Annotated in this window: 20 protein-coding genes; 10 read left to right on the top strand and 10 right to left on the bottom strand. The window is 36.6% G+C overall.

Features of this window, described 5'->3' with window-relative positions:
* Positions 1–17: 17 nt before the first annotated feature.
* On the top strand, positions 18–404 hold the full coding sequence (gene rplQ, locus ACGH6P_RS03465; protein ID WP_065558593.1) for a 50S ribosomal protein L17: 387 nt from the start codon (positions 18–20) through the stop codon (positions 402–404).
* Positions 405–786: 382 nt separating this feature from the next.
* On the opposite strand, the gene ACGH6P_RS03460 is transcribed toward rplQ, so the two are convergent.
* The 4 genes from ACGH6P_RS03460 to fabI form a co-directional block, all read right to left on the bottom strand.
* Positions 787–990 (bottom strand): SlyX family protein, encoded by a 204-nt coding sequence (locus ACGH6P_RS03460; protein WP_267350314.1) that lies wholly within the window; start codon positions 988–990, stop codon positions 787–789.
* A 58-nt stretch (positions 991–1,048) separates the two neighbouring features.
* Positions 1,049–1,717 (bottom strand): RadC family protein, encoded by a 669-nt coding sequence (gene radC, locus ACGH6P_RS03455; protein WP_267350315.1) that lies wholly within the window; start codon positions 1,715–1,717, stop codon positions 1,049–1,051.
* Positions 1,718–1,882: 165 nt separating this feature from the next.
* Positions 1,883–2,452, bottom strand: coding sequence for a peptidylprolyl isomerase (gene slyD, locus ACGH6P_RS03450; protein ID WP_267350317.1), 570 nt, complete (start codon positions 2,450–2,452; stop codon positions 1,883–1,885).
* Between the two features lie 351 nt (positions 2,453–2,803).
* Positions 2,804–3,592, bottom strand: coding sequence for an enoyl-ACP reductase FabI (fabI, locus tag ACGH6P_RS03445; RefSeq protein ID WP_065558597.1), 789 nt, complete (start codon positions 3,590–3,592; stop codon positions 2,804–2,806).
* Between the two features lie 194 nt (positions 3,593–3,786).
* On the opposite strand from fabI, the gene tehB reads away from it, so the two are divergent.
* A complete protein-coding gene (tehB, locus tag ACGH6P_RS03440) occupies positions 3,787–4,647 on the top strand; it encodes an SAM-dependent methyltransferase TehB (protein WP_267358894.1) in 861 nt (286 codons plus the stop codon).
* A gap of 43 nt (positions 4,648–4,690) precedes the next feature.
* On the opposite strand, the gene fmt is transcribed toward tehB, so the two are convergent.
* Complete coding sequence (gene fmt, locus ACGH6P_RS03435; RefSeq protein ID WP_267358892.1) at positions 4,691–5,653, bottom strand: methionyl-tRNA formyltransferase; 963 nt, start codon at positions 5,651–5,653, stop codon at positions 4,691–4,693.
* Between the two features lie 115 nt (positions 5,654–5,768).
* The gene (locus ACGH6P_RS03430) at positions 5,769–7,625 is read right to left on the bottom strand and encodes an SLC13 family permease (RefSeq protein WP_411596786.1); all 1,857 of its coding nucleotides are present in this window, start codon (positions 7,623–7,625) and stop codon (positions 5,769–5,771) included.
* A 272-nt stretch (positions 7,626–7,897) separates the two neighbouring features.
* On the opposite strand from ACGH6P_RS03430, the gene ACGH6P_RS03425 reads away from it, so the two are divergent.
* Positions 7,898–9,619, top strand: coding sequence for a thiamine pyrophosphate-dependent enzyme (locus ACGH6P_RS03425; protein WP_220216351.1), 1,722 nt, complete (start codon positions 7,898–7,900; stop codon positions 9,617–9,619).
* A 94-nt stretch (positions 9,620–9,713) separates the two neighbouring features.
* Here ACGH6P_RS03425 and ACGH6P_RS03420 read toward each other — a convergent pair whose 3' ends face one another.
* The gene (locus tag ACGH6P_RS03420) at positions 9,714–10,208 is read right to left on the bottom strand and encodes a gluconokinase, GntK/IdnK-type (RefSeq protein WP_411596785.1); all 495 of its coding nucleotides are present in this window, start codon (positions 10,206–10,208) and stop codon (positions 9,714–9,716) included.
* Positions 10,209–10,525: 317 nt separating this feature from the next.
* Between ACGH6P_RS03420 and gatA the strand changes: the two genes are divergently transcribed.
* From gatA to ACGH6P_RS03385, 7 genes are all read left to right on the top strand, one after another.
* On the top strand, positions 10,526–10,975 hold the full coding sequence (gene gatA, locus ACGH6P_RS03415; protein ID WP_267358887.1) for a PTS galactitol transporter subunit IIA: 450 nt from the start codon (positions 10,526–10,528) through the stop codon (positions 10,973–10,975).
* 20 nt (positions 10,976–10,995) lie between these two features.
* Positions 10,996–11,280: a PTS galactitol transporter subunit IIB gene (gene gatB, locus ACGH6P_RS03410; RefSeq protein ID WP_220216354.1), complete on the top strand. Its 285-nt coding sequence runs from the start codon at positions 10,996–10,998 to the stop codon at positions 11,278–11,280.
* Positions 11,281–11,284: 4 nt separating this feature from the next.
* The gene (locus ACGH6P_RS03405; RefSeq protein ID WP_267350333.1) at positions 11,285–12,637 is read left to right on the top strand and encodes a PTS galactitol transporter subunit IIC; all 1,353 of its coding nucleotides are present in this window, start codon (positions 11,285–11,287) and stop codon (positions 12,635–12,637) included.
* 122 nt (positions 12,638–12,759) lie between these two features.
* A complete protein-coding gene (locus ACGH6P_RS03400) occupies positions 12,760–13,803 on the top strand; it encodes an alcohol dehydrogenase catalytic domain-containing protein (protein ID WP_411596738.1) in 1,044 nt (347 codons plus the stop codon).
* A gap of 92 nt (positions 13,804–13,895) precedes the next feature.
* The gene (locus tag ACGH6P_RS03395) at positions 13,896–14,669 is read left to right on the top strand and encodes a DeoR/GlpR family DNA-binding transcription regulator (protein WP_267350336.1); all 774 of its coding nucleotides are present in this window, start codon (positions 13,896–13,898) and stop codon (positions 14,667–14,669) included.
* Between the two features lie 172 nt (positions 14,670–14,841).
* On the top strand, positions 14,842–15,780 hold the full coding sequence (locus ACGH6P_RS03390) for a hexose kinase (RefSeq protein ID WP_267358883.1): 939 nt from the start codon (positions 14,842–14,844) through the stop codon (positions 15,778–15,780).
* Positions 15,781–15,807: 27 nt separating this feature from the next.
* The gene (locus ACGH6P_RS03385) at positions 15,808–16,662 is read left to right on the top strand and encodes a tagatose bisphosphate family class II aldolase (RefSeq protein ID WP_220216359.1); all 855 of its coding nucleotides are present in this window, start codon (positions 15,808–15,810) and stop codon (positions 16,660–16,662) included.
* A gap of 246 nt (positions 16,663–16,908) precedes the next feature.
* Here ACGH6P_RS03385 and agp read toward each other — a convergent pair whose 3' ends face one another.
* The 3 genes from agp to agaF all read right to left on the bottom strand — a co-directional run bounded on the left by agp (position 16,909) and on the right by agaF (position 19,848).
* Entirely contained in the window at positions 16,909–18,168 is a 1,260-nt protein-coding gene (gene agp, locus ACGH6P_RS03380; protein ID WP_411596737.1) for a bifunctional glucose-1-phosphatase/inositol phosphatase, read from the bottom strand.
* A gap of 77 nt (positions 18,169–18,245) precedes the next feature.
* On the bottom strand, positions 18,246–19,421 hold the full coding sequence (nagA, locus tag ACGH6P_RS03375; protein ID WP_411596736.1) for an N-acetylglucosamine-6-phosphate deacetylase: 1,176 nt from the start codon (positions 19,419–19,421) through the stop codon (positions 18,246–18,248).
* The gene (agaF, locus tag ACGH6P_RS03370; RefSeq protein ID WP_220216362.1) at positions 19,411–19,848 is read right to left on the bottom strand and encodes a PTS galactosamine/N-acetylgalactosamine transporter subunit IIA; all 438 of its coding nucleotides are present in this window, start codon (positions 19,846–19,848) and stop codon (positions 19,411–19,413) included. Before agaF ends, nagA begins: the two co-directional genes overlap by 11 nt.
* Positions 19,849–19,853 lie beyond the last annotated feature (5 nt).

Genomic DNA, 19,853 nt, shown 5'->3' with positions numbered 1-19,853 from the left:
ATAAGAAGGATAAAGTTATGCGCCATCGTAAAAGTGGTCGTCAACTGAACCGAAATAGCAGCCATCGTCAAGCAATGTTTCGTAACATGACTAGTTCACTTGTTGAACATGAAATCATCAAAACTACATTGCCTAAAGCAAAAGAGTTGCGTCGTGTTGTTGAACCGTTAATTACGCTAGCCAAAAGCGATAGCGTAGCTAATCGCCGTTTGGCTTTTGCTCGTATCCGTGATAAAGATACAGTGAAAAAATTATTTTCAGATCTAGGTCCACGTTTTGCTACCCGTCCAGGTGGTTATGTACGTATTTTGAAATGTGGTTTCCGTGACGGAGATAATGCTCCAATGGCTTATATTGAATTAGTTGATCGCCCTGCAGTAGAAGCAGAAGCAACAGCTGAATAAGATTTTAAATCATTGTATACAAAAGCCGGCTATACGCCGGTTTTTTATTGATGATATCTATCACAGATCCTTTAACTTTGGTTTCCTTATCCTTAAGTTCATCGTATCTAAATCTACTATATTCCTATTCTTTAATTGATTAAAAATTAAGCTTATGTTGTTTTTAATAAACATATGGCATGAAAATCTATTGAGAGGGATTAGTTTAATTGAAATTTCAATGTTAATTTATTTTTAAGTAGATTTAGATATCGATGTTTTTATAACTCTTCTGGATATTTCTAATGTTAATTTAAGAGCATCTAATAAATAAGTATTAATAGTTTTTTAAAAATAGGCTACATTATTATTTCATCATTGAGATATCTGACTATAAACATAATTAATAGTGTGGTGGTGGGGTTTCCTCAGATAAATTAGCAATATTCGATGTTTGAGTGGCTTGTAGTTTTTGTGATAATAACATTAATTGCTCTTTTAGTTTACTAACATCGGCTTGAAGGTTGGTTACTGCTTGGTTTAATTCTTCAATGGTGATTTCTTGAAACGCAACTTTGGTTTCTAATAATTCAATTTGTTGTCTCATATTATTTTCACAATTAGACTTTTTAAATATTGACCTCTATTGTAAGTAAAAATAACAATTAAATCCATCCACGTTCAGCAAATGAGACATATTCACCTTTACCAATTACAATATGATCAATAATACGGATATCGATTAATTCACAAACTTGATCCAACTTGCGCGTTAAATTCCGATCTGCTTGGCTTGGTTCTGCTAAACCAGAAGGGTGATTGTGGGCTAAAATTAAAGAGGCAGCATTATATTGTAATGCTTTTCTGGCTACTTCTCTGGGATGAACTTCTACACAGTTATAAGTACCAATAAACATTTCTTCAGATGTAATGACGTGATTTTGATTGTCCAGAAAAATAACCATGAAGATTTCACGATCTTTGTTAGCTAAGCGACTAGCTAAATAATGGTGAGTTAACGAAGGTGAAGTGAGATAATTTTCATTTGTCATTTTTACTTTCAAATATCGGTGCGATAATTCAACGACAGCTTTGAGCTGAGTATATTTAACGGTACCTAATCCATGTTTTTTACAAAACTGCTCATGAGTAGCGTTCATTAAATGATAAAATGAGCCAAATTCATTTAATAAATTTTGAGCTAGTTCTAAAACAGGTAATTTTCGTGTACCTGTCCGTAAAAATAGCGCAAGCAGTTCTGCATCACTTAGCATTTCAACACCAAATTGTAAAAGTTTTTCTCTCGGCATCAGTTTTGGACATGAAGGATGCATAGTATTTGTATTCCACTCATAAAAAAACTAATTATTCTTAGAAAATTGGCTTAAAAGAATTGAAAATTGAGAAAACTGTGAACTGTTTCTCAAAAAAATGAATAATATTTCACATGATGACAAAAAAGCGCTATCAAGCGCTTTTTTGTAAATTAATATGATGACTTAATGGCAACCGCAGCTTCCATGACCGCCACCACAACAACCACTATCTTCTTCATCTTCATGATCGTGTCCGCCACAGCCACAACCACCATGCCCATGTTCGTGACCATGTTCACTATGGATATGTCCATGCGCAATTTCTTCTTCTGTTGCTTCACGAATAGCTAATACTTCAACATTAAATTTTAAATCTTGTCCCGCTAACATGTGATTTCCGTCAATTGTCACAGTATCCCCATCAATTGCGGTAATTTCAACGGGTAAAGCGCCATGGTCGGTATCTGCAAAAAAGCGCATGCCAACTTCAAGTTCATCAACCCCGACAAATACATCACGTGGCACATTTTGCACCAGTGCATCATTAAAATCACCGTAAGCATTGATAAGTTCAACATCAAATTTATCACCAACTTGATGGCCTTCTAGTGCATTTTCAAGCTCTTGTAATAAATTACCCGCACCTTGTAAATATTCTAGAGGTGCAACAGTTGTTGCTTCGTCAACCAAAACCCCGTCTTTAGTGCGAACTTGGTATGCCAAACTGACTACTGTATTTTTTGCTATTTTCATTTTTTCTCCAACAAACTTGTATTGAGCAAACATCTTAAGATTTTAACGGAAAATGAAGGATAAGTATTCATAATTTTTATTTTTGACTAAAACTGACCAATGAAATGATAAAAGATCATGAAATGAATAATGATTAACATCGTGTTAGTGTTAACACGATAAAAACAGTCGATAAAGAATTCTTACAAGAAAGGTGTGGAACTTACGATATATCTGAATAGATTCAAAAATTAAAGGATGAAATCAAATGAATGTATGGACTGCCCTTTTTAATCCTAAAAAATTAGAAAATAGACGAATAAAAAAGGCATCAATATTGATGCCCTTTTTTTATTTTTTAAATAATACCCATTATTTAAGTTCTAACTCGTTCATTGCAGCAATGCTAAATCCACCGTCAACATGCACAACTTCACCCGTAATACCCGATGCTAAGTTTGAACATAAAAATGCCGCAGAATTACCCACGTCTTCAATTGTAACTGTACGACGAATTGGCGTAACCGATTCACAATGTGATAGCATTTTTTTGAAATCTTTAATGCCTGATGCAGCAAGAGTACGAATTGGACCTGCAGAGATAGCATTCACACGAATTCCTTCTGGACCCATAGCATTTGCCATATAACGTACGTTTGCTTCTAAAGATGCTTTAGCAAGACCCATTACATTATAGTTAGGGATCGCTCGTTCAGCACCTAGATAAGAAAGGGTCACTAACGCTGAATTTGGATTCAACATCGAACGACATGCTTTAGCCATTGCAACAAAGCTATAAGAACTAATGTCGTGAGCGATAGCAAAACCTTCACGCGTGACGGCATTAACATAGTCACCATCTAATTGATCGCCAGGCGCAAAAGCAATAGCATGGACAAAACCGTCAAATTTATCCCATGTTTTTGCCAGTTCTGTAAATAGGTTAGTAATACTATCATCGTGAGCAACATCACAAGGTAACACGATTTTAGAACCAAAGTCAGCCGCAAATTCTTCAACGCGTGCTTTTAATTTATCACTTTGATAAGTGAATGCTAATTCTGCACCCTCACGATGCATTGCTTGTGCAATACCATAAGCAATAGAACGATTACTTGCAACACCGGTAACGAGTATGCGTTTACCTGTTAAAAATCCCATAAAGTTTTCCTCTATTATTTTACTATACAGTCTAGGATGATGAAGATTATATGTTGATAAAGTCAACTTCGCTACTATAAATTTACTTTTAATGATTTTGTTTTGGTTGCTGAGTTACCAACAAAACGTTGTTTATCTCATCAATAATTGACTATAATAGTCAACTATTAATTTAGTTAACTCGTGATAAAATTTTGAAAAACCTAATTTGTTATAAAACATTACCTGTTTGGAATGCTAAATCATTACCTCAATCATTTTGTGAAAAACATAATACGCAAGTTGGCACTTGGGCTAAGCTCAATATCCTAGTGGGCAGTATCGATTTTGAGATATTAACTGAACAAGGGGAAATCATATCGCAACATCATTATGATGTTTCTCACCAGCCACCCTTTATTTTGCCTCAGCAATGGCATCGTATCGCTCAGGTATCTGAAAATTTACAATGCCAACTATCATTTTACTGTTTACCAGAAGACTATACTTTTAAAAAGTATCAAATGACCAAAACACATTCTGAAGTGCTAGCGGCAAGCAAAATTATCCCGTTAGGAAAGGTATTGGATTTAGGCTGTGGTTCGGGACGCAATTCGCTCTATTTACAGCTACTTGGTTTTGATGTGAATGCAGTTGATAAATCCGAATTAAGTATTGGTAATTTAAATCAAATCATCAATGATGAAAACCTAAAGCACATTAATGCAAAAGTATATGATATCAATCAAGCAAATTTAGAGGGTGAGTATGATTTTGTTCTTTCAACGGTTGTCATGATGTTTTTACAACCTGAAAAAATCCCTAAAATTATTGATAATATGCAAAAATTGACTAAATCGGGTGGTTATAATCTTATTGTAAGCGCTATGTCTACTTCTGATTATCCTTGTTCTGTGGGTTTTTCATTTACGTTTAAAGAAAATGAATTGCGGGAATATTATCAGGATTGGGAAATACTGAAATATAACGAAAATGTTGGAGAATTACATAAAACCGATAGTCATGGTAATCGAATTAAATTGAGATTTGCGACTTTGCTGGCTAAAAAAAGATAATCATTACAGGATGATTCATCCTGTAATTTTTTACATTGATTAATTAGTTGGTACTTAGTTTTTCACCAACAACAAACCAAGCTTTGCGAGAGTTTAATAAATCTTGAGCTGACATCGGTTTTTTTCCGGCAGGTTGTAGTAGTGTCATATTTAATGCACCATCGCTTGTTGCAATGCATATCCCTTTTTTGTCTGCTTGTAAAATAGTACCGACTGGTTGATTGTGGTGAGTGGATACCACTTCTGCTTGCCATACTTTCACTGGTTCGCCATTAACTTCAAAATAACTAACAGGCCAAGGATTAAAGGCGCGAACACAACGTTCAAGTTGCTGTGCCGATAAATTCCAATCAAGTTTAGCTTCTTGTTTAGATAATTTTTCAGCGTAAGTGACCTGTGATGGATCCTGTTTTTCAGGTTGGATTTTCCCTTCAGCAATGAGTGTTAAAGTATCAAGTAGTCCTTGTGGACCTAATTGCGCCAGTTTGTTATATAACGTTGTACTTGTATCAGAAGGTTCAATTGGACAGGTGAGTTTATATAACATATCACCCGTATCAAGCCCAGCATCCATTTGCATAATTGTGATACCGGTTAAAGTATCTCCAGCCCAACAAGCGCGTTGAATAGGAGCTGCGCCTCGCCATCTTGGTAATAATGAACCATGCACATTTAAACAACCTAGTTTAGGCATATCAAGCACAGCTTGCGGTAAAATAAGACCATATGCCACCACAATCATAATGTCGGCATTTAGCTCCGCAATGATTTTTTGATTTTCTTCCGTTTTGAGTGTTGCCGGTTGATAAACAGGAAGATGATTTTCAATTGCTAATTGTTTAACCGGACTTGCGGTTAATTTATTACCACGTCCGGCAGGGCGATCGGGCTGAGTAAAAACCGCAATGACATTATGTTTAGCATCAATTAATGCTTTTAAATGGGTTGCGGCAAAGTCAGGAGTACCAGCAAAAATAATATTTAATGGCTTGGCTGTTTGTGGCATATGTCTATAATCCATCATCAAAAAACTCGGATAATTATAACTTAATTTTCATTAAGAATCTTTAATCAAAAAGAATCGATATGTTGGTTTTATCAAACTGATGATGAATTAATAATTAAAAAGGAAAAAATATAGGTACTAATGCAATATTCACCGCCATAACGAGAAAGGTTAAAGGTACACCGACTTTTACAAAGTCACTAAAGCTGTAACCACCTGGCGCAACGACCATGGTTTTTACCGGCGAAGAGACCGGCGTGATAAAGGAAGCAGAGGTCGCTATAGCCACAGTCATTGCAAACGGATAAGGTGAATAACCAAATTTTATTGCCAGATCAATTGCAATAGGGGCAATGAGTATTGCTGTAGCCGTATTAGAAATAAAGAGACCAACAGTTGAACATAATAAGAAAATGAAGGTCAGCACCATATACGGACTGAAAGAACGTAAATGAATTTCTAACCATGCCGATATGAGCGAAATGCCGCCGGTTTTATTCAGTGCTAAAGCAAACGGCATCATACCGATGATCAAAATGAGTGTTGGCCAGTGTATCGATTTATAAGCACTATTCATGTCGATGCAGCGTGTTGCTCCCATTAAAAGACAAGCTATTAGGGCAGCTACGACATTAGGAACAAGCCCCGTTACCATCAATATAATCATAATGGTCAAATTAATTAATGCTGCAAATGCTTGAGAACTTGCAGGTGCAACATCATCAATATCCGACGGATAATCTAAAACAACAAAATCATTGGTACGAGTTTGTAATTTTTGAATCGATCCCCAATCCCCACATACCAGTAAAGTATCACTCATTTCTAAACGTTCTTGGAATAAGTTATTGGTATCAACAGGGGCATGATTACGCCAAATTCCAATTACGGTTAAAAAGTATTTTTCTCTAAAATCGATTTCATTGAGTGTTTTGCCACAAAGTGACGATTCAGGTAATAGCGCCACTTCTGCCATGCCAACTTCTTTCACTTGTTCCGAAAAATATTCACCTCGTAAAACTTTAGGTTCAAGATTATTGGTCGATAAAAATGTTCGATAATCGGCTTCGGAGTGGGACATATCTAATAATAAAATATCGTTTTCCCGAAATTCTGTTGCCCCATTTACGGGGATTAATACTTTTTGAAATTTTCGCCAACGTTCAATACCAATAACATTGACACCGTGTTCACTTCGTAAATGTAGACCATCAATCGTACGACCAACAAAAGGCGAGCCTGGTAATATTTGTGCACGATGTGCCCGACCAATTAATTTATAGTCTCTGATTAAATCTGTGATTTTTCTTCTTTGTGGCTGGGTATTTGTCGGAGAAACTTGTTGAGCTGTTAATAACCAATTGCGCGTTAATATACAATAAATGACGCCAACAACAAGCACGCCTAACCCAATAGGGGTGATAGAGAAAAAACCGAATTCGGTTAAATTTGCTCGATTTAACTCACTATTAACCACCAGATTAGGTGCGGTTGCAACCAATGTCATCATGCCACTAATTAAAGCGGCAATACACAGTGGCATCATTAATTTTTTAACATGAATACCCGTATGATTGGCAATACTGATGGCAACAGGAATAAAGATAGCGACAACGCCTGTGGAACTCATTATTGAACCCAGTAACGCCACACCGAGCATAATACAGGTAATAATTCGAACATCATTTTTTCCGGATACCTTAAGAATATATTCGCTCATTTTGAACGAAATGCCAGTACGGACTAAACTTTCACCAATGATAAACAATAATGCAATTAAAATGATATTAGGATCGCTAAACCCCGAAAACGCTTCAGCAGGCGTTAAAATACCCGTGACTGAAATAGCTGTAATGGTTAGCAATGCAATAATATCCATTCTTAATTTGCTGAATGAAAACATTAAAATTGCAATCAATAGCAATAAACAAACAGTAATAAGCGGATAATATTCGATAAAGTAATGAGGCAAAAATGCAGTTAAAGAGGTTAATAAATTTTGCCCGGATGACAAATTTTCCACAAAAAGTCACTCTATGAGAACGATTGGATTTTAACCATAATACCTTGATTTATTGTAATAGGGAATATTTTCCAAAAAAGTTTATTCTCAAAAAAATTAACGAACATTACATTTTTAACATTTTTTGCTTTTTTTTTCATAACCTATTCGCTTTATTAAAACTTAGGTGTAATTTAGTTAACTTAGATTATTTAATCTGTTAATTGTGTCTAGGAGACAGTATGTCATTAAAAAAATCAGTTGCACAAATTATTATCGAAGTCTTAGAGGAAGCTGGTGTTAAACACTGTTATGGTATTGTGGGTGATACACTCAATTACATTACCAGTGCCATTAAAAAAAGTGACATTGAGTGGGTGCATGTTCGACACGAAGAAGTCGGAGCTTTTGCAGCAGGAGCCGAGGCTTATCTGACTAATCAGCTAACTGCATGTGCAGGTTCTTGTGGGCCGGGAAGCTTACATTTTATCAATGGTATTTATGAAGCTCAGCGCAATAAAGCACCTGTTATTCTCTTAGCCAGTCAACTGGTTACCTCACAACAGGGAACAGATTTTCCGCAAGAAGTTGATTTTGAATCTGTTTATAAAAATTGTTCTGTCTTTTGTCGTCAAATTAACGATCCTACTCAAGCAAGACAGATTACGACGGCTGCCGTTCAAGCTGCAATAAATCAACGTGGCGTTGCTGTTCTGGTTATTCCTTATAATATTAGTTTAGAAAAAGTGGAAGATAAAAGTGGGCATAAAATTTATCATCCTAATCCGATCATTCGCCCATCAGATACAGAGCTTGCCCAAATTGCAGAAATCTTAAATAAAAATCAAAAAGTGGCTATTTTTGCCGGACAAGGCGCAAATGGCGCTCATGATGAATTAATCGCACTTGCCGAAAAATTGAAATCGCCCATTGTGCATACATCAAGAGGTAAGGATTTTGTTGAATACAATAACCCTTACAATGTCGGTATGACGGGTATGTTTGGCGTTGAATCAGGATTAACCGCCATTAAAGAGTGTGATGTGCTGCTAATGTTAGGCGCTGATTTTGCATGGTCTCAATTTTACCCAAATGATGCCACCATTATTCAAGTTGATATCGATGCAACTCACCTTGGTCGACGTCATCCAGTGAGTGTAGGTGTTGTCGGAAGTAGTCAACCTACTTTGGCGGCTTTAATCCCTTTAGTTGAAGAAAAACAAGATGCTGCATTTTTAGAAAAATGCCGCCAATTATATATGAAAGCAATGGATAAATTGAACAAAAAAGCCATGCCTTCAAAATCAACGATTCATCCGCAATATTTAACGGAATTAGTTGATAAATATGCTAATGATGATGCTGTTCTATGTGCTGATGTGGGTTCAGCAATGGTTTGGGCTTGTCGACACTTTAATACTAATGGAAAAAGACGCACGGTCATCAGTTTAAAACATGGCACCATGGCTAATGCTATGCCACAAGCTTTAGGCGTACAAAAAGCATTTCCTAACCGACAAGTGATAACGCTATCGGGTGATGGTGGCATTAGTATGCTATTAGGGGACTTACTGACGACTATTCAAGAACAGTTACCGATAAAAATTATTGTATTAAATAACAGCTCTCTCAACTTTGTCGAATTAGAGCAAAAAGTAGAAGGAATTGTGGATCATTACACCGATTTACACAATCCTGACTTTGCTAAAGTGGCTAGTGCAATGGGACTGTTTTCGATCAGAGTAGAAGATTCAGATTTACTTGAAGCAGCGATGCAATCATTTTTAGCACATTCTGGACCTGCCTTATTAGATGTCAAAACAAGTGCTAATGAGCTGGTTATGCCACCGGAAATTCAAGCGTCTCAAGTGATGGGAATGGCGCTATATAGCGTCAAAGCATCATTGAGTGGCAAAATGGGGGATGTTGTAAATTTATTAGTGGATAATTTTATTAAAAAATAATGTTAAATTATCTCGATTATTCTGCCGATACCATCGGCAGAATAGTTGATGATACATTACCAACTGATTAACAATCATTGCTTTGAGTGATTGTTTAGCTGTTACAGATTTTCTGTATGATACATTCGGTATCATTGACTACATCGGCTAAAGGTTGTTCGATATTAACGGTATAAACATCGTTTTCATCTTGTGATGGTTCTTCTAAAGTATCAAATTGGGATTGTAACATTCCCGTTTTTTGATAATGACCTTGACGTTCAGCTAAACGGTTTTCAATGACCTCAAACCCACCTTTTAAATAAATAAAATGAATATTTTTATTTTCGCCTCGAATAATATCTCGGTATTGTTTTTTTAACGCTGAGCAGATAATAATTGAAATAGGATTAACATTGCTCATGGCAAATACTGCATCACTAATTAAACGAAGCCACGGCATTCTATCTTCATCATCTAGAGGCATACCACTGCGCATTTTTAAAATATTGGCTTTAGGATGTAAAAAATCACCATCTAAAAAAGCGGCATCAAGATCATAAGCCACATGTTTGGCAACAGCTGATTTACCGCTTCCTGATACCCCCATTAATACAAATACCTGTTGAGTTTTTTGTGACACAAAGACCTCTTACCTTTCCGTTTTTTATCAATAATATTCTGAGTATTTTAATGATATTTTCAATATCGAGAACGCGCTTTTGTGATGAAGATCATGAACTATATTATGCCCAATCATAAATTTATCACAATCAATTTCAAATTTTACTTAAAAAATAGATTTCGATCACAAAAATAATAATTGTCATTTGCTTTTAATTTCGAAAGAAAATAATCTTTCATTATAACTTTTGATTTCGAAAGTATTATTAAAAAAATGAAGAAAGGCAATAAGGGTGATCAAAGATGAACAAATGTCAGCTCTTTATCGAAGATGATCTTCGATTTAACAATGAACAAGAAGCGCTTACTTATATTAGTGAGCAACTACAACAAAAAGGGATTGTCAAAAAAAGTCATTTAGAAGCATTGATAGAAAGGGAAAAAACATTTCCAACGGGTATTGCGCTTGATGGTTATGCGGTTGCCATTCCTCATTGTGAAGCAGAGCATGCTATATCGCCGGCTATCTTTATTGTTCGAACACTATCACCTGTTGCGTTTAATCGAGCAGATGAAGACAGTATTGTAGAGGTTTCATTAATCATTTCACTGGTCGTGACTTCACCAGAAGATCAACTCACGCTTTTAAAAGCATTATTTTCAAATTTACAAGATAAAGAGTTCTATCACTTCTTATTAAACGCACAGCAAGATCAGATAGCTGAACGATTTAATAACGTGATATTTAATTAGAAAGTTGTTTAGGAGGCATTATGAAAAAAAAGATTATTGTTGCGTGTGGTGGTGCAGTTGCAACATCAACTTTGGCTGCAGAAGAGATAAAAGAACTCTGCAAAGAAAATAATATTAAGTTAGATCTTGTTCAGTGTCGTATTAATGAAATTAATACTTTTATTGATGATGTCGATTTGATCTGTACTACAGCCAGAATGGATCAAACTTTTGGTGATATCCCGATTGTACACGGTATGCCTTTTGTTTCGGGGGTAGGGATTGATCAGCTAAAAGATAAAATATTGTCGATTCTAAAAGGATAAGTATATGTTTACCGAAATTATGCAGTACATTTTGGATCTTGGCCCTTCAGTCATGTTGCCGATTGTGATTATTCTCTTTTCATTAGTGTTAAGAATGAAAGTGGGTGATGCCTTAAAAGCTGGTATTCATATCGGCATCGGTTTTGTTGGAATCGGTTTGGTTGTGGGGTTGCTCACAAGTTCAGTTGGACCAGCAGCAAAAGCCATGGCAGAAAGATTTGATATCAGTTTGAATGTTATTGATGTTGGTTGGCCCGGCGCTGCGCCGATGACATGGGCATCACAAATTGCTTTAGTTGCAATTCCCATTGCTATAGCCGTCAATATTGTGATGTTGGTTTCTAAACTCACTCGAGTTGTTAATGTTGATATTTGGAATATTTGGCATATGACCTTTACTGGTGCACTGGTTTATATCGCATCTGGATCCTACTGGTTAGGTATCGCAGGTGTGATTGTCCATGCCATTATTGCTTATAAGCTAGGGGATTGGTTTGCCAAAGATACTAAAGAGTTTTTTGAACTTGAAGGCATTGCTGTTCCGCATGGCACATCTGCTTATTGTGGACCAATTGCGGTATTTGTTGATGCGGTGATTGAGAAAATACCTGTTATTAATAAGATTAACTTTAACGCCGTTGACATGCAAAAAAGATTTGGCGCGTTTGGCGAACCGGTCACTGTTGGATTATTTATGGGGATCTTGTTGGGAATATTAGCCGGATATGGCGTTAAAGAGACATTACAACTTGCTATTCAAACAGCCGCAGTAATGTTATTGATGCCACGCGTAATTAAACCGATTATGGATGGCTTAACACCAATATCTAAACAGGCACGTAAACATTTACAATCTAAATTTGGTGGGCAAGATTTTCTTATTGGTTTAGATCCTGCTCTACTATTAGGACATTCAACCGTTGTTTCGGCTAGTTTAATTTTTATTCCTTTAAGTATTTTTATCGCCATTATATTACCAGGTAATGAGGTCTTACCCTTTGGGGATTTAGCAACGATTGGCTTCTTCATTGCGATGGGGGTAGCGATTCACCAAGGTAATCTATTTAGAATTATTCTTTCCGGTTCCATCATCATTGCTATCACGTTATGGATTGCTACACAAATGATTCCGCTTACGACCCAATTAGCCCTCAATGCAGGTACGATCAATTCCGATACCGGTATTTCAGTCGGTGCTATGGATCAAGGTGGATCGCCTATTACTTATATCATGGTTCAACTAGTCAATTTGAAACAACCTATTGGATTTATCACTATTGGAATTTTCTATCTTTTCTGCCTATTTTTAACATGGAAACGGGCTCGAAAATATCAAGTTACAACTGGGCAAAATTAAGTAAATAGAGGCGATAAACACTAAGCAATAAATTATTGAAATGAAGTTGATTTCTATGCTTTCACTGAAATGTCAGTGAAAGCATGCATTAACAAAATTGATTGTTTAAAAAGGAACATAAAATGAAAGTGATTCTAGTCAATGAAGGAGGTACGTTATCTATAAAGGATATTCCAGTACCCAAAATAATCTCACCGGATCAGATTTTAGTTAAAGTCGCTTATTCGGGATTGTGTGGCTCGGATATACCTCGAATATTTCATCATGGCGCACATTTTTACCCTATTACACTGGGACATGAATTTAGTGGTGTTGTGACAGAATTAGGTAGCGGTGTGACCGAATTTGAAATAGGTGATTTAATCTCATGTGCCCCTTTATTGCCATGCTTTGCTTGTGATGAGTGTAAAAAACATTATTACTCGCTTTGTAAGCACTATACCTTTGTTGGCTCAAGAATAACGGGGGGATTTGCTGAGTATATTTTATTAAATAAAAAAAATGCCTTTAAATTGCCAAAAGGCGTTACACCACTTCAAGGGGCTTTTTTCGAACCAATGACAGTGGGAATGCATGCCATTTTATTAGCTGGTGGTTGCCAAGATAAAAACGTGGTCATTGTAGGCGGCGGTACAATTGGATTGCTTGCTATGCAATGCGCAAAAGCAATGGGTGCCAACACGGTAACTGTTCTTGATATTAATGACGATCGCCTTCTGCTAGCTAAACGCTTAGGCGCAGATCAGGTCTATAACTCAAAAGACCTTACAGCAGATGAAATTTATCAAGCATTATCAATCAATCGGTTTGATCAGTTGGTATTAGAAACGGCTGGATCACCGATTACCGTTAAACTCGCCATTGAGATTGCTGGCCCACGAGCTCAAATTGGTTTGGTTGGCACTTTACATAATGATCTGACGCTTTCAGAAAAAATATTTAGTTTAATTCTACGAAAAGAACTACAAATTTTAGGTAGTTGGATGAATTATTCTGCGCCATGGCCAGGCAAAGAGTGGCAACTGGTAAGCCAATTTTTTGTAGAAGGAAAAATAAAACTGGATGAACTGGTTGCCGGTATCGGTGATTTTGATTCGTTTATTGAGCAAGTTACCAGTTTAAATGGGCGAGCCATGAATGGAAAAATATTGCTCAACTGCAATTAACTATTGATTAACGTCAATCATTGAAAATGAAAACTTATCTTTTGATTTTGTTTGTTATACACTGCTGAAAAGATTTCGAAAAAGGAAATATTATGAACGCAAGTGAAAGACGCCAACAAATTATAGATATTCTTAATATGAAAGGTACGGTATTGGTCAGTGATCTGTCAGAACAGTATGGTGTTTCTGAAGTGACCATTAGAACAGACCTTAGATTATTAGAAAAACAAGGCGTGCTAAGCCGATTTCATGGTGGTGCAACCAAAATTATTGACAATGATGACATCAAATCATTTAAAGAATTGCAATTAGAAGAACGTTATCAGCGATTTATTGAAGCTAAAAAACGCATTGCAATTGAAGCAGTTAAACATGTTAAAGAAGGCGATATTATTATTTTAGATAGTGGTAGCACCACGATGTTGATAGCTGAAGAACTGGTTAAATTAAAGCATATCACTGTCATTACCAATAGTCTTACCTCTGCTTTTATTCTCTCCGACAATAGTGACATTATGTTATTTATATGTGGTGGAACACTCAGACACAAGACGCGCTCTTTTCATGGAAAAATTGCTGAGCAATCGTTAGACGGTATCTCTGCTGATATTTTATTTGTCGGCGCAGATGGAATCGATGCAAAACGAGGAATAACAACGTTTAATGAAGGTTACACCATTAGTAGTATTATGGCAAATGCCGCTAAAAAAGTCGTCGCAGTTTTAGATTCATCTAAATTTGGACGCAATGGAATCAACATCGTGTTACCGCTCAATAAATTAGACACTATCATAACGGATTCGGGTATTAATGATAGGTGTCGACAAGAATTTGAGCAGCAAGGCGTCAATTTAATAGCGGTTTAAGATATTTTTCTGGTCATGGTGTACTTTTTTAAGACAATTGAGTGGATCGAAAAATGCTATTTTCATCAATACGGTTTAAGTCTTTTTTAACCAGTTGAAAATAGGTGTTAGTTTAAAGATTACGGTTGCTCAATGGTTATTTCTCACAAAGCATTAACATGTAGGTGAGAATATGATATTAACGATTACAATGAATCCTTCAGTGGATATCGCATACCCCTTAAATAAATTAATTATTGATGATATTAATCGGGTATCGAATGTAAAAAAGACAGCTGGTGGTAAAGGGCTTAACGTGACCCGAGGTATAAAATTTTCTGGTATACCTGTTTTAGCCTCTGGCATTATTGGTGGAACAACTGGTGAATACATTAAAAAGCAGTTAGACAAAGATAACATTGCTTATTGCTTTTATACAACTAAACAGGAGTCAAGAAACTGCATCGCTATTTTGCATGAAGGCAATCAAACTGAAATTTTAGAGTCAGGCCCAGAGTTGGACAGTAATGATGTTGAACAATTTCTGAACCATTATGAAACCATGCTTGAGCAAGCCAAAATCATTACAATATCGGGATCATTGCCTCAAGGTTTTCCCATCGATTTTTATGTTAAATTAATTGAACAAGCTGAAAAACGTCAAATTCCGGTGTTGTTAGATTCATCAGGCAAAATGCTCTATGCAACACTGATTTCAAAACACAAACCTTATTTAATCAAGCCAAATAAAGAAGAATTACAACAAATCATTGAGATGAAGATTGATGCGGATGATACCCATTCATTAATCCAAGCACTCAACCATCCGTTATTAAGTGACATTCCGATTATTGTTATCTCATTAGGGAAAAATGGAGCGTTTGCGCGTTGCCATCATCAATATTATCAAGCCTCAATTCCCCAAATTAAGGTCATTAATCCGGTGGGTTCAGGAGATATTACTTTAGCTGGGCTGGCAGTCAGCTTGCATGAAAATGAATCGATTGAAGTGATGTTAGCTCGAGCTATGACGATGGGAATGCTCAATGCCATGGAATCACAGACAGGGTTTGTGAATATGCGTCATTACGACCACTATTATCAACAAGTGAAAATTACAAAAATTATCTAAAAATATAAGGTTAATTAGGAGTGACTTATGTATCTTATTTCTAGTCAAGAGATGTTAAAAAAAGCACAACGTGAAAAATATGCCGTACCTGCGTTTAATATACACAATCTGGAAACCATTCAAGTTGTGGTTGATACAGCCAAAAAAATGGAATCACCGGTTATACTCGCAGCAACACCGTCAACTTATCAATATGCAGGCACACCCTACTTAATTAATATTTGCAAAACCGCAGCACAAATGCTGCGCTTTCCTTTTGCGTTACATTTGGATCACCACGAAAACATCAGTGATATTAAAGAAAAAATTGAAGCGGGTATTCGCTCGATTATGATTGATGCTTCACATCATCCCTATGAAGAAAATATTGAAATTGTGAAAAAAATGGTTGAATTTAGTCATCAATATAATGCAAGTGTTGAAGCCGAATTAGGCAGGCTTGGTGGGCAAGAAGATGATTTAATTGTTGAAGATAAAGAGAGTGCATTTACAGATCCGGATGCCGCCAAAGCGTATGTCGAGCGCACAGGTATCGATTCGCTGGCTGTTGCCATTGGTTCAGCTCATGGGCTCTATAAAGGTGAACCTAAACTTGATTTTGAACGATTAGCTAAAATACGCGATAAAGTTGATATTCCACTGGTATTACATGGCGCATCGGGTATTCCTGAAGTGATGGTAAAAAAATCGATTTCCTTAGGCATTTGTAAAGTGAATGTGGCAACGGAATTAAAAATTGCTTTTTCAGATGCGTTAAAGCTAGATTTTAATCATCACCCTGATGCTAACGATCCAAGACATTATATGCAACCAGCTAAATTAGCTATGGCGAAAATTGTGGAAGAAAAAATTCGCATTTGTGGAAGTGCAGGAAAATTATAATAGAAAAGTATGGGTAATTAACTTGAAATGAGCGTTAATTTATTACACTGGCAGTCACTTACTGTCAGTTAATAATGGGGGGTATGTATTGTCACTAAAAAGTGATTTTATAGTTATAATGGTGAACTCATTTTATTTTTACGAAATGAGTGAGCCACGGCTAACATCAAAATACATCGTTATGTTTTAGGATTTGATAGAGTGTGCTTAAGTGACTTTTTAAGCACACGAGCGATAAAATTAATGCTATTGGATGAGATGATTCAGCACTTGTTTAAACGTTGAAAATGAACAAAATCCATTAGCATTAATAGGACAATTTTCCATTTCTAATACGACTTTATGAGGTGGGTTTTGACGGTTTAATTGTACTAAGTCACGGATCTGGTCGGTGGATTGATAAAAATATTCAATTTTCATCAATGCTTCGCCATTGTGATTATTACGCCATTTTTGAAAGACAATTTTCCCACCAATAGGGGTGGTTTCAAACTGCTCTGGTAACGTGTAATGCTTAATTTTAATTGTTGAAAGTAGGGAGGCTACATTGGAATCATGTCCCACTAACAGCGTAAATTTAGGATGTACTTCATTTTCTGAAAAAGCGTGATTAATATAATTAACTAATTTTGCTGACACTTGTTTTGCCACAACGGGCGATCCAAATAAAACGCTATTGTAGTGCTCTTTGATCGCAACTAATTGTTCGAATTGTTGTTTATCCTTTATTTGCCCCCAAGCAATATCATGTAAAGGCGATCCTTCATAATATTGTAAGATAAAAGCATCAGCAATGGATGTTCCCGTGCGAAGTGCGCCTGTTATGCCAGGTTCCTTGCCTTTTTCAATAATAAGCTCGGTGGGTAAATGTGCAAAATCACACTGTTTATGTGTAATACAATTGGTTGAATTAGGGTAATTTAGGATAGCCGACATGTCTTGATACGCTTTACCCAGTTTTTCATTCAGCCCTTCAATGCCTTTGGTATCGGCAGTTTGGTTAATTGAATTGATTGCGGCCTGTTTAAAGGCTGAACTATTATCATCAATGACAGGAAAAAATAGCGGATCCATGCTGCCAAGCTTTTCTTTATGGATAATTGGCACAAGACAACCCGGAAAAGCACCAACCGCAAAAAACTGTCCGGTGGCAATTGTGCGTTGCAAACTATTGGTATAAATATAAACATCTTGGTCGTTTGGACAACGATCTTGATTTAATAATTTGTTATCGACTAACCATTCACTGAAATAGTGACCAAAATAGCTTTCTAATGCCCCACCACGAGTCGTTAAATAACTCGCTGGGGTATCCCATTGCGGCCATTGATTGGGCGTGACTTTACCCAACGTACTATTAGGGCTAGCTAATGGTGCTCGCAAACCATGGCGACTAAAAACAACAACTTGTTCTAATGTAAAATCGTTCACTGTTTCTATAGCTGGTACATTGAAAGATAAAACAGTTGTTAATGCTATGATTCCCTTTGATATTATTTTTTTCATCTGATCTCCTAATTTGCTTAAATCAAAACTCAATTGCTATTAATGATGAGTTATTATTCAGGCATTTTCCATATTTATTAAACTTGTTTGGGGTGAGTGATATATTGTTCGTTGAATTGATTAGATTGATAAACGATATTGCCTTTGACTAAAGTTGCAATCAATTGATTTTGTTCATTAAGAACAACCAAATTAGCGATTTTATCTGGCGCAATGCTACCCAATGTGTTGTCTATGCCTAATGCTTTGGCTGGGTAATAACTACCATGTAGCCAAGCCTTATCAAAAGAAGTATTAGTAAAGTTTGCCAAATTATTAACTGCACAATCAAGAGTTAATGTGCTACCTGCCAAGTTTCCATCATCGGTGCGAACAACATTATCTTTCATATGCACTCGCAACTGACCTAAATAATAGTCACCATTAGGCATACCCGTTGCGCGCATAGCATCGGTGATTAAAAGTAAATTTTCTCCACAACACTTATGGGCAATTGCAACTGCGGCAGGGTGTACATGGTGACCATCAACAATGATTTCGGTTTGGCAATGATCTATGCTGAGAGCTGCACCCACTACACCTGGGTTACGATGATGTAATCCTGACATGCCATTATAGCAATGCACTACGCCACTTGCGCCTGCTAAAAGTGCAGCTTTTGTTGTTTGATAATCTGCATTGGTATGCCCAATCATGACCCGAATATTTTGATGACGTAACCATTTGATAATGGCTAAAGCATTGGGATACTCGGGCGCTAAAGCGATACACTTTAATGTTCCTTCGGCTAAGGTTAGCCATTTTTCAATTGTAGCGCGATCGGGGGCTTGCAGTAATGCTTCTGGGTGGGCACCTTTATGAATAGCATTAAAAAAAGGACCTTCCAGATAAGAACCTAACAAAGTTGCGCCTGTTACGCCTTGCTGAATGCTGTTTTTAACTTGTCGTAATGCGGCTTCGATTTTGTCATGGCTTTCTGTCACCGTCGTTGCCAAAAAAGCACCTACCCCATGTTGGGCTAAAAAATTGCTCATGGTATTGAGTGATTCATGGGTCGCATCCATGGTATCGGCGCCCATGACACCATGAATATGCGTATCAATCAGTGCCGGTAATAGTTTGATTTGATTAGGACACGGTTTATCACTCGGTGTGATATCCGTGATGATTCCGTTTTGAATGGTGACAATGACATTATCAAGCCAGCCAACCGGTGTTAACACTTGTTTGGCGTGGATTTGCTTAAATTCCATCAGAACACTCCTCATTTTTAGGTGATTTTTTTTGGTGCTCGTGCCATAAGCTCGTTATCGCTCTTTGCCCATTTTCAATGGTTTCTTGACGAATTGTTGCTAAGTCCAGATCCTCTCGCTGTAATAATATTTCAAGTAATAATGGCAGATTAGTCCCACTTATCACTTCAATATTATTATATTGATAACTCAACATGGCGGCTAGTCGAAAAGGCGAACCACCAACAATATCTGTCAAACATATCACACCTTGACCACGATCACACTGTTTTAATGCCGTATTTAACTGTTCTGCTAATTGTTCGCTACTCATGCCATCAGGAAAATTAACGGCATTAAATTGTGTTTGTTCACCAATGATTTGTGTTGCTGCTTCAAAAAGTCCGGTAGCAAAGCTACCATGACCTGTTAATATTACGCCTAACATAAATT

The organism is Gilliamella sp. CG25, assembly GCF_046635705.1.
In the GTDB taxonomy this organism is placed as follows: domain Bacteria; phylum Pseudomonadota; class Gammaproteobacteria; order Enterobacterales; family Orbaceae; genus Gilliamella; species Gilliamella apicola_I.
Note: the sequence above shows the minus strand (reverse complement) of the source record. Positions and strands in the feature narration are given on the sequence as shown.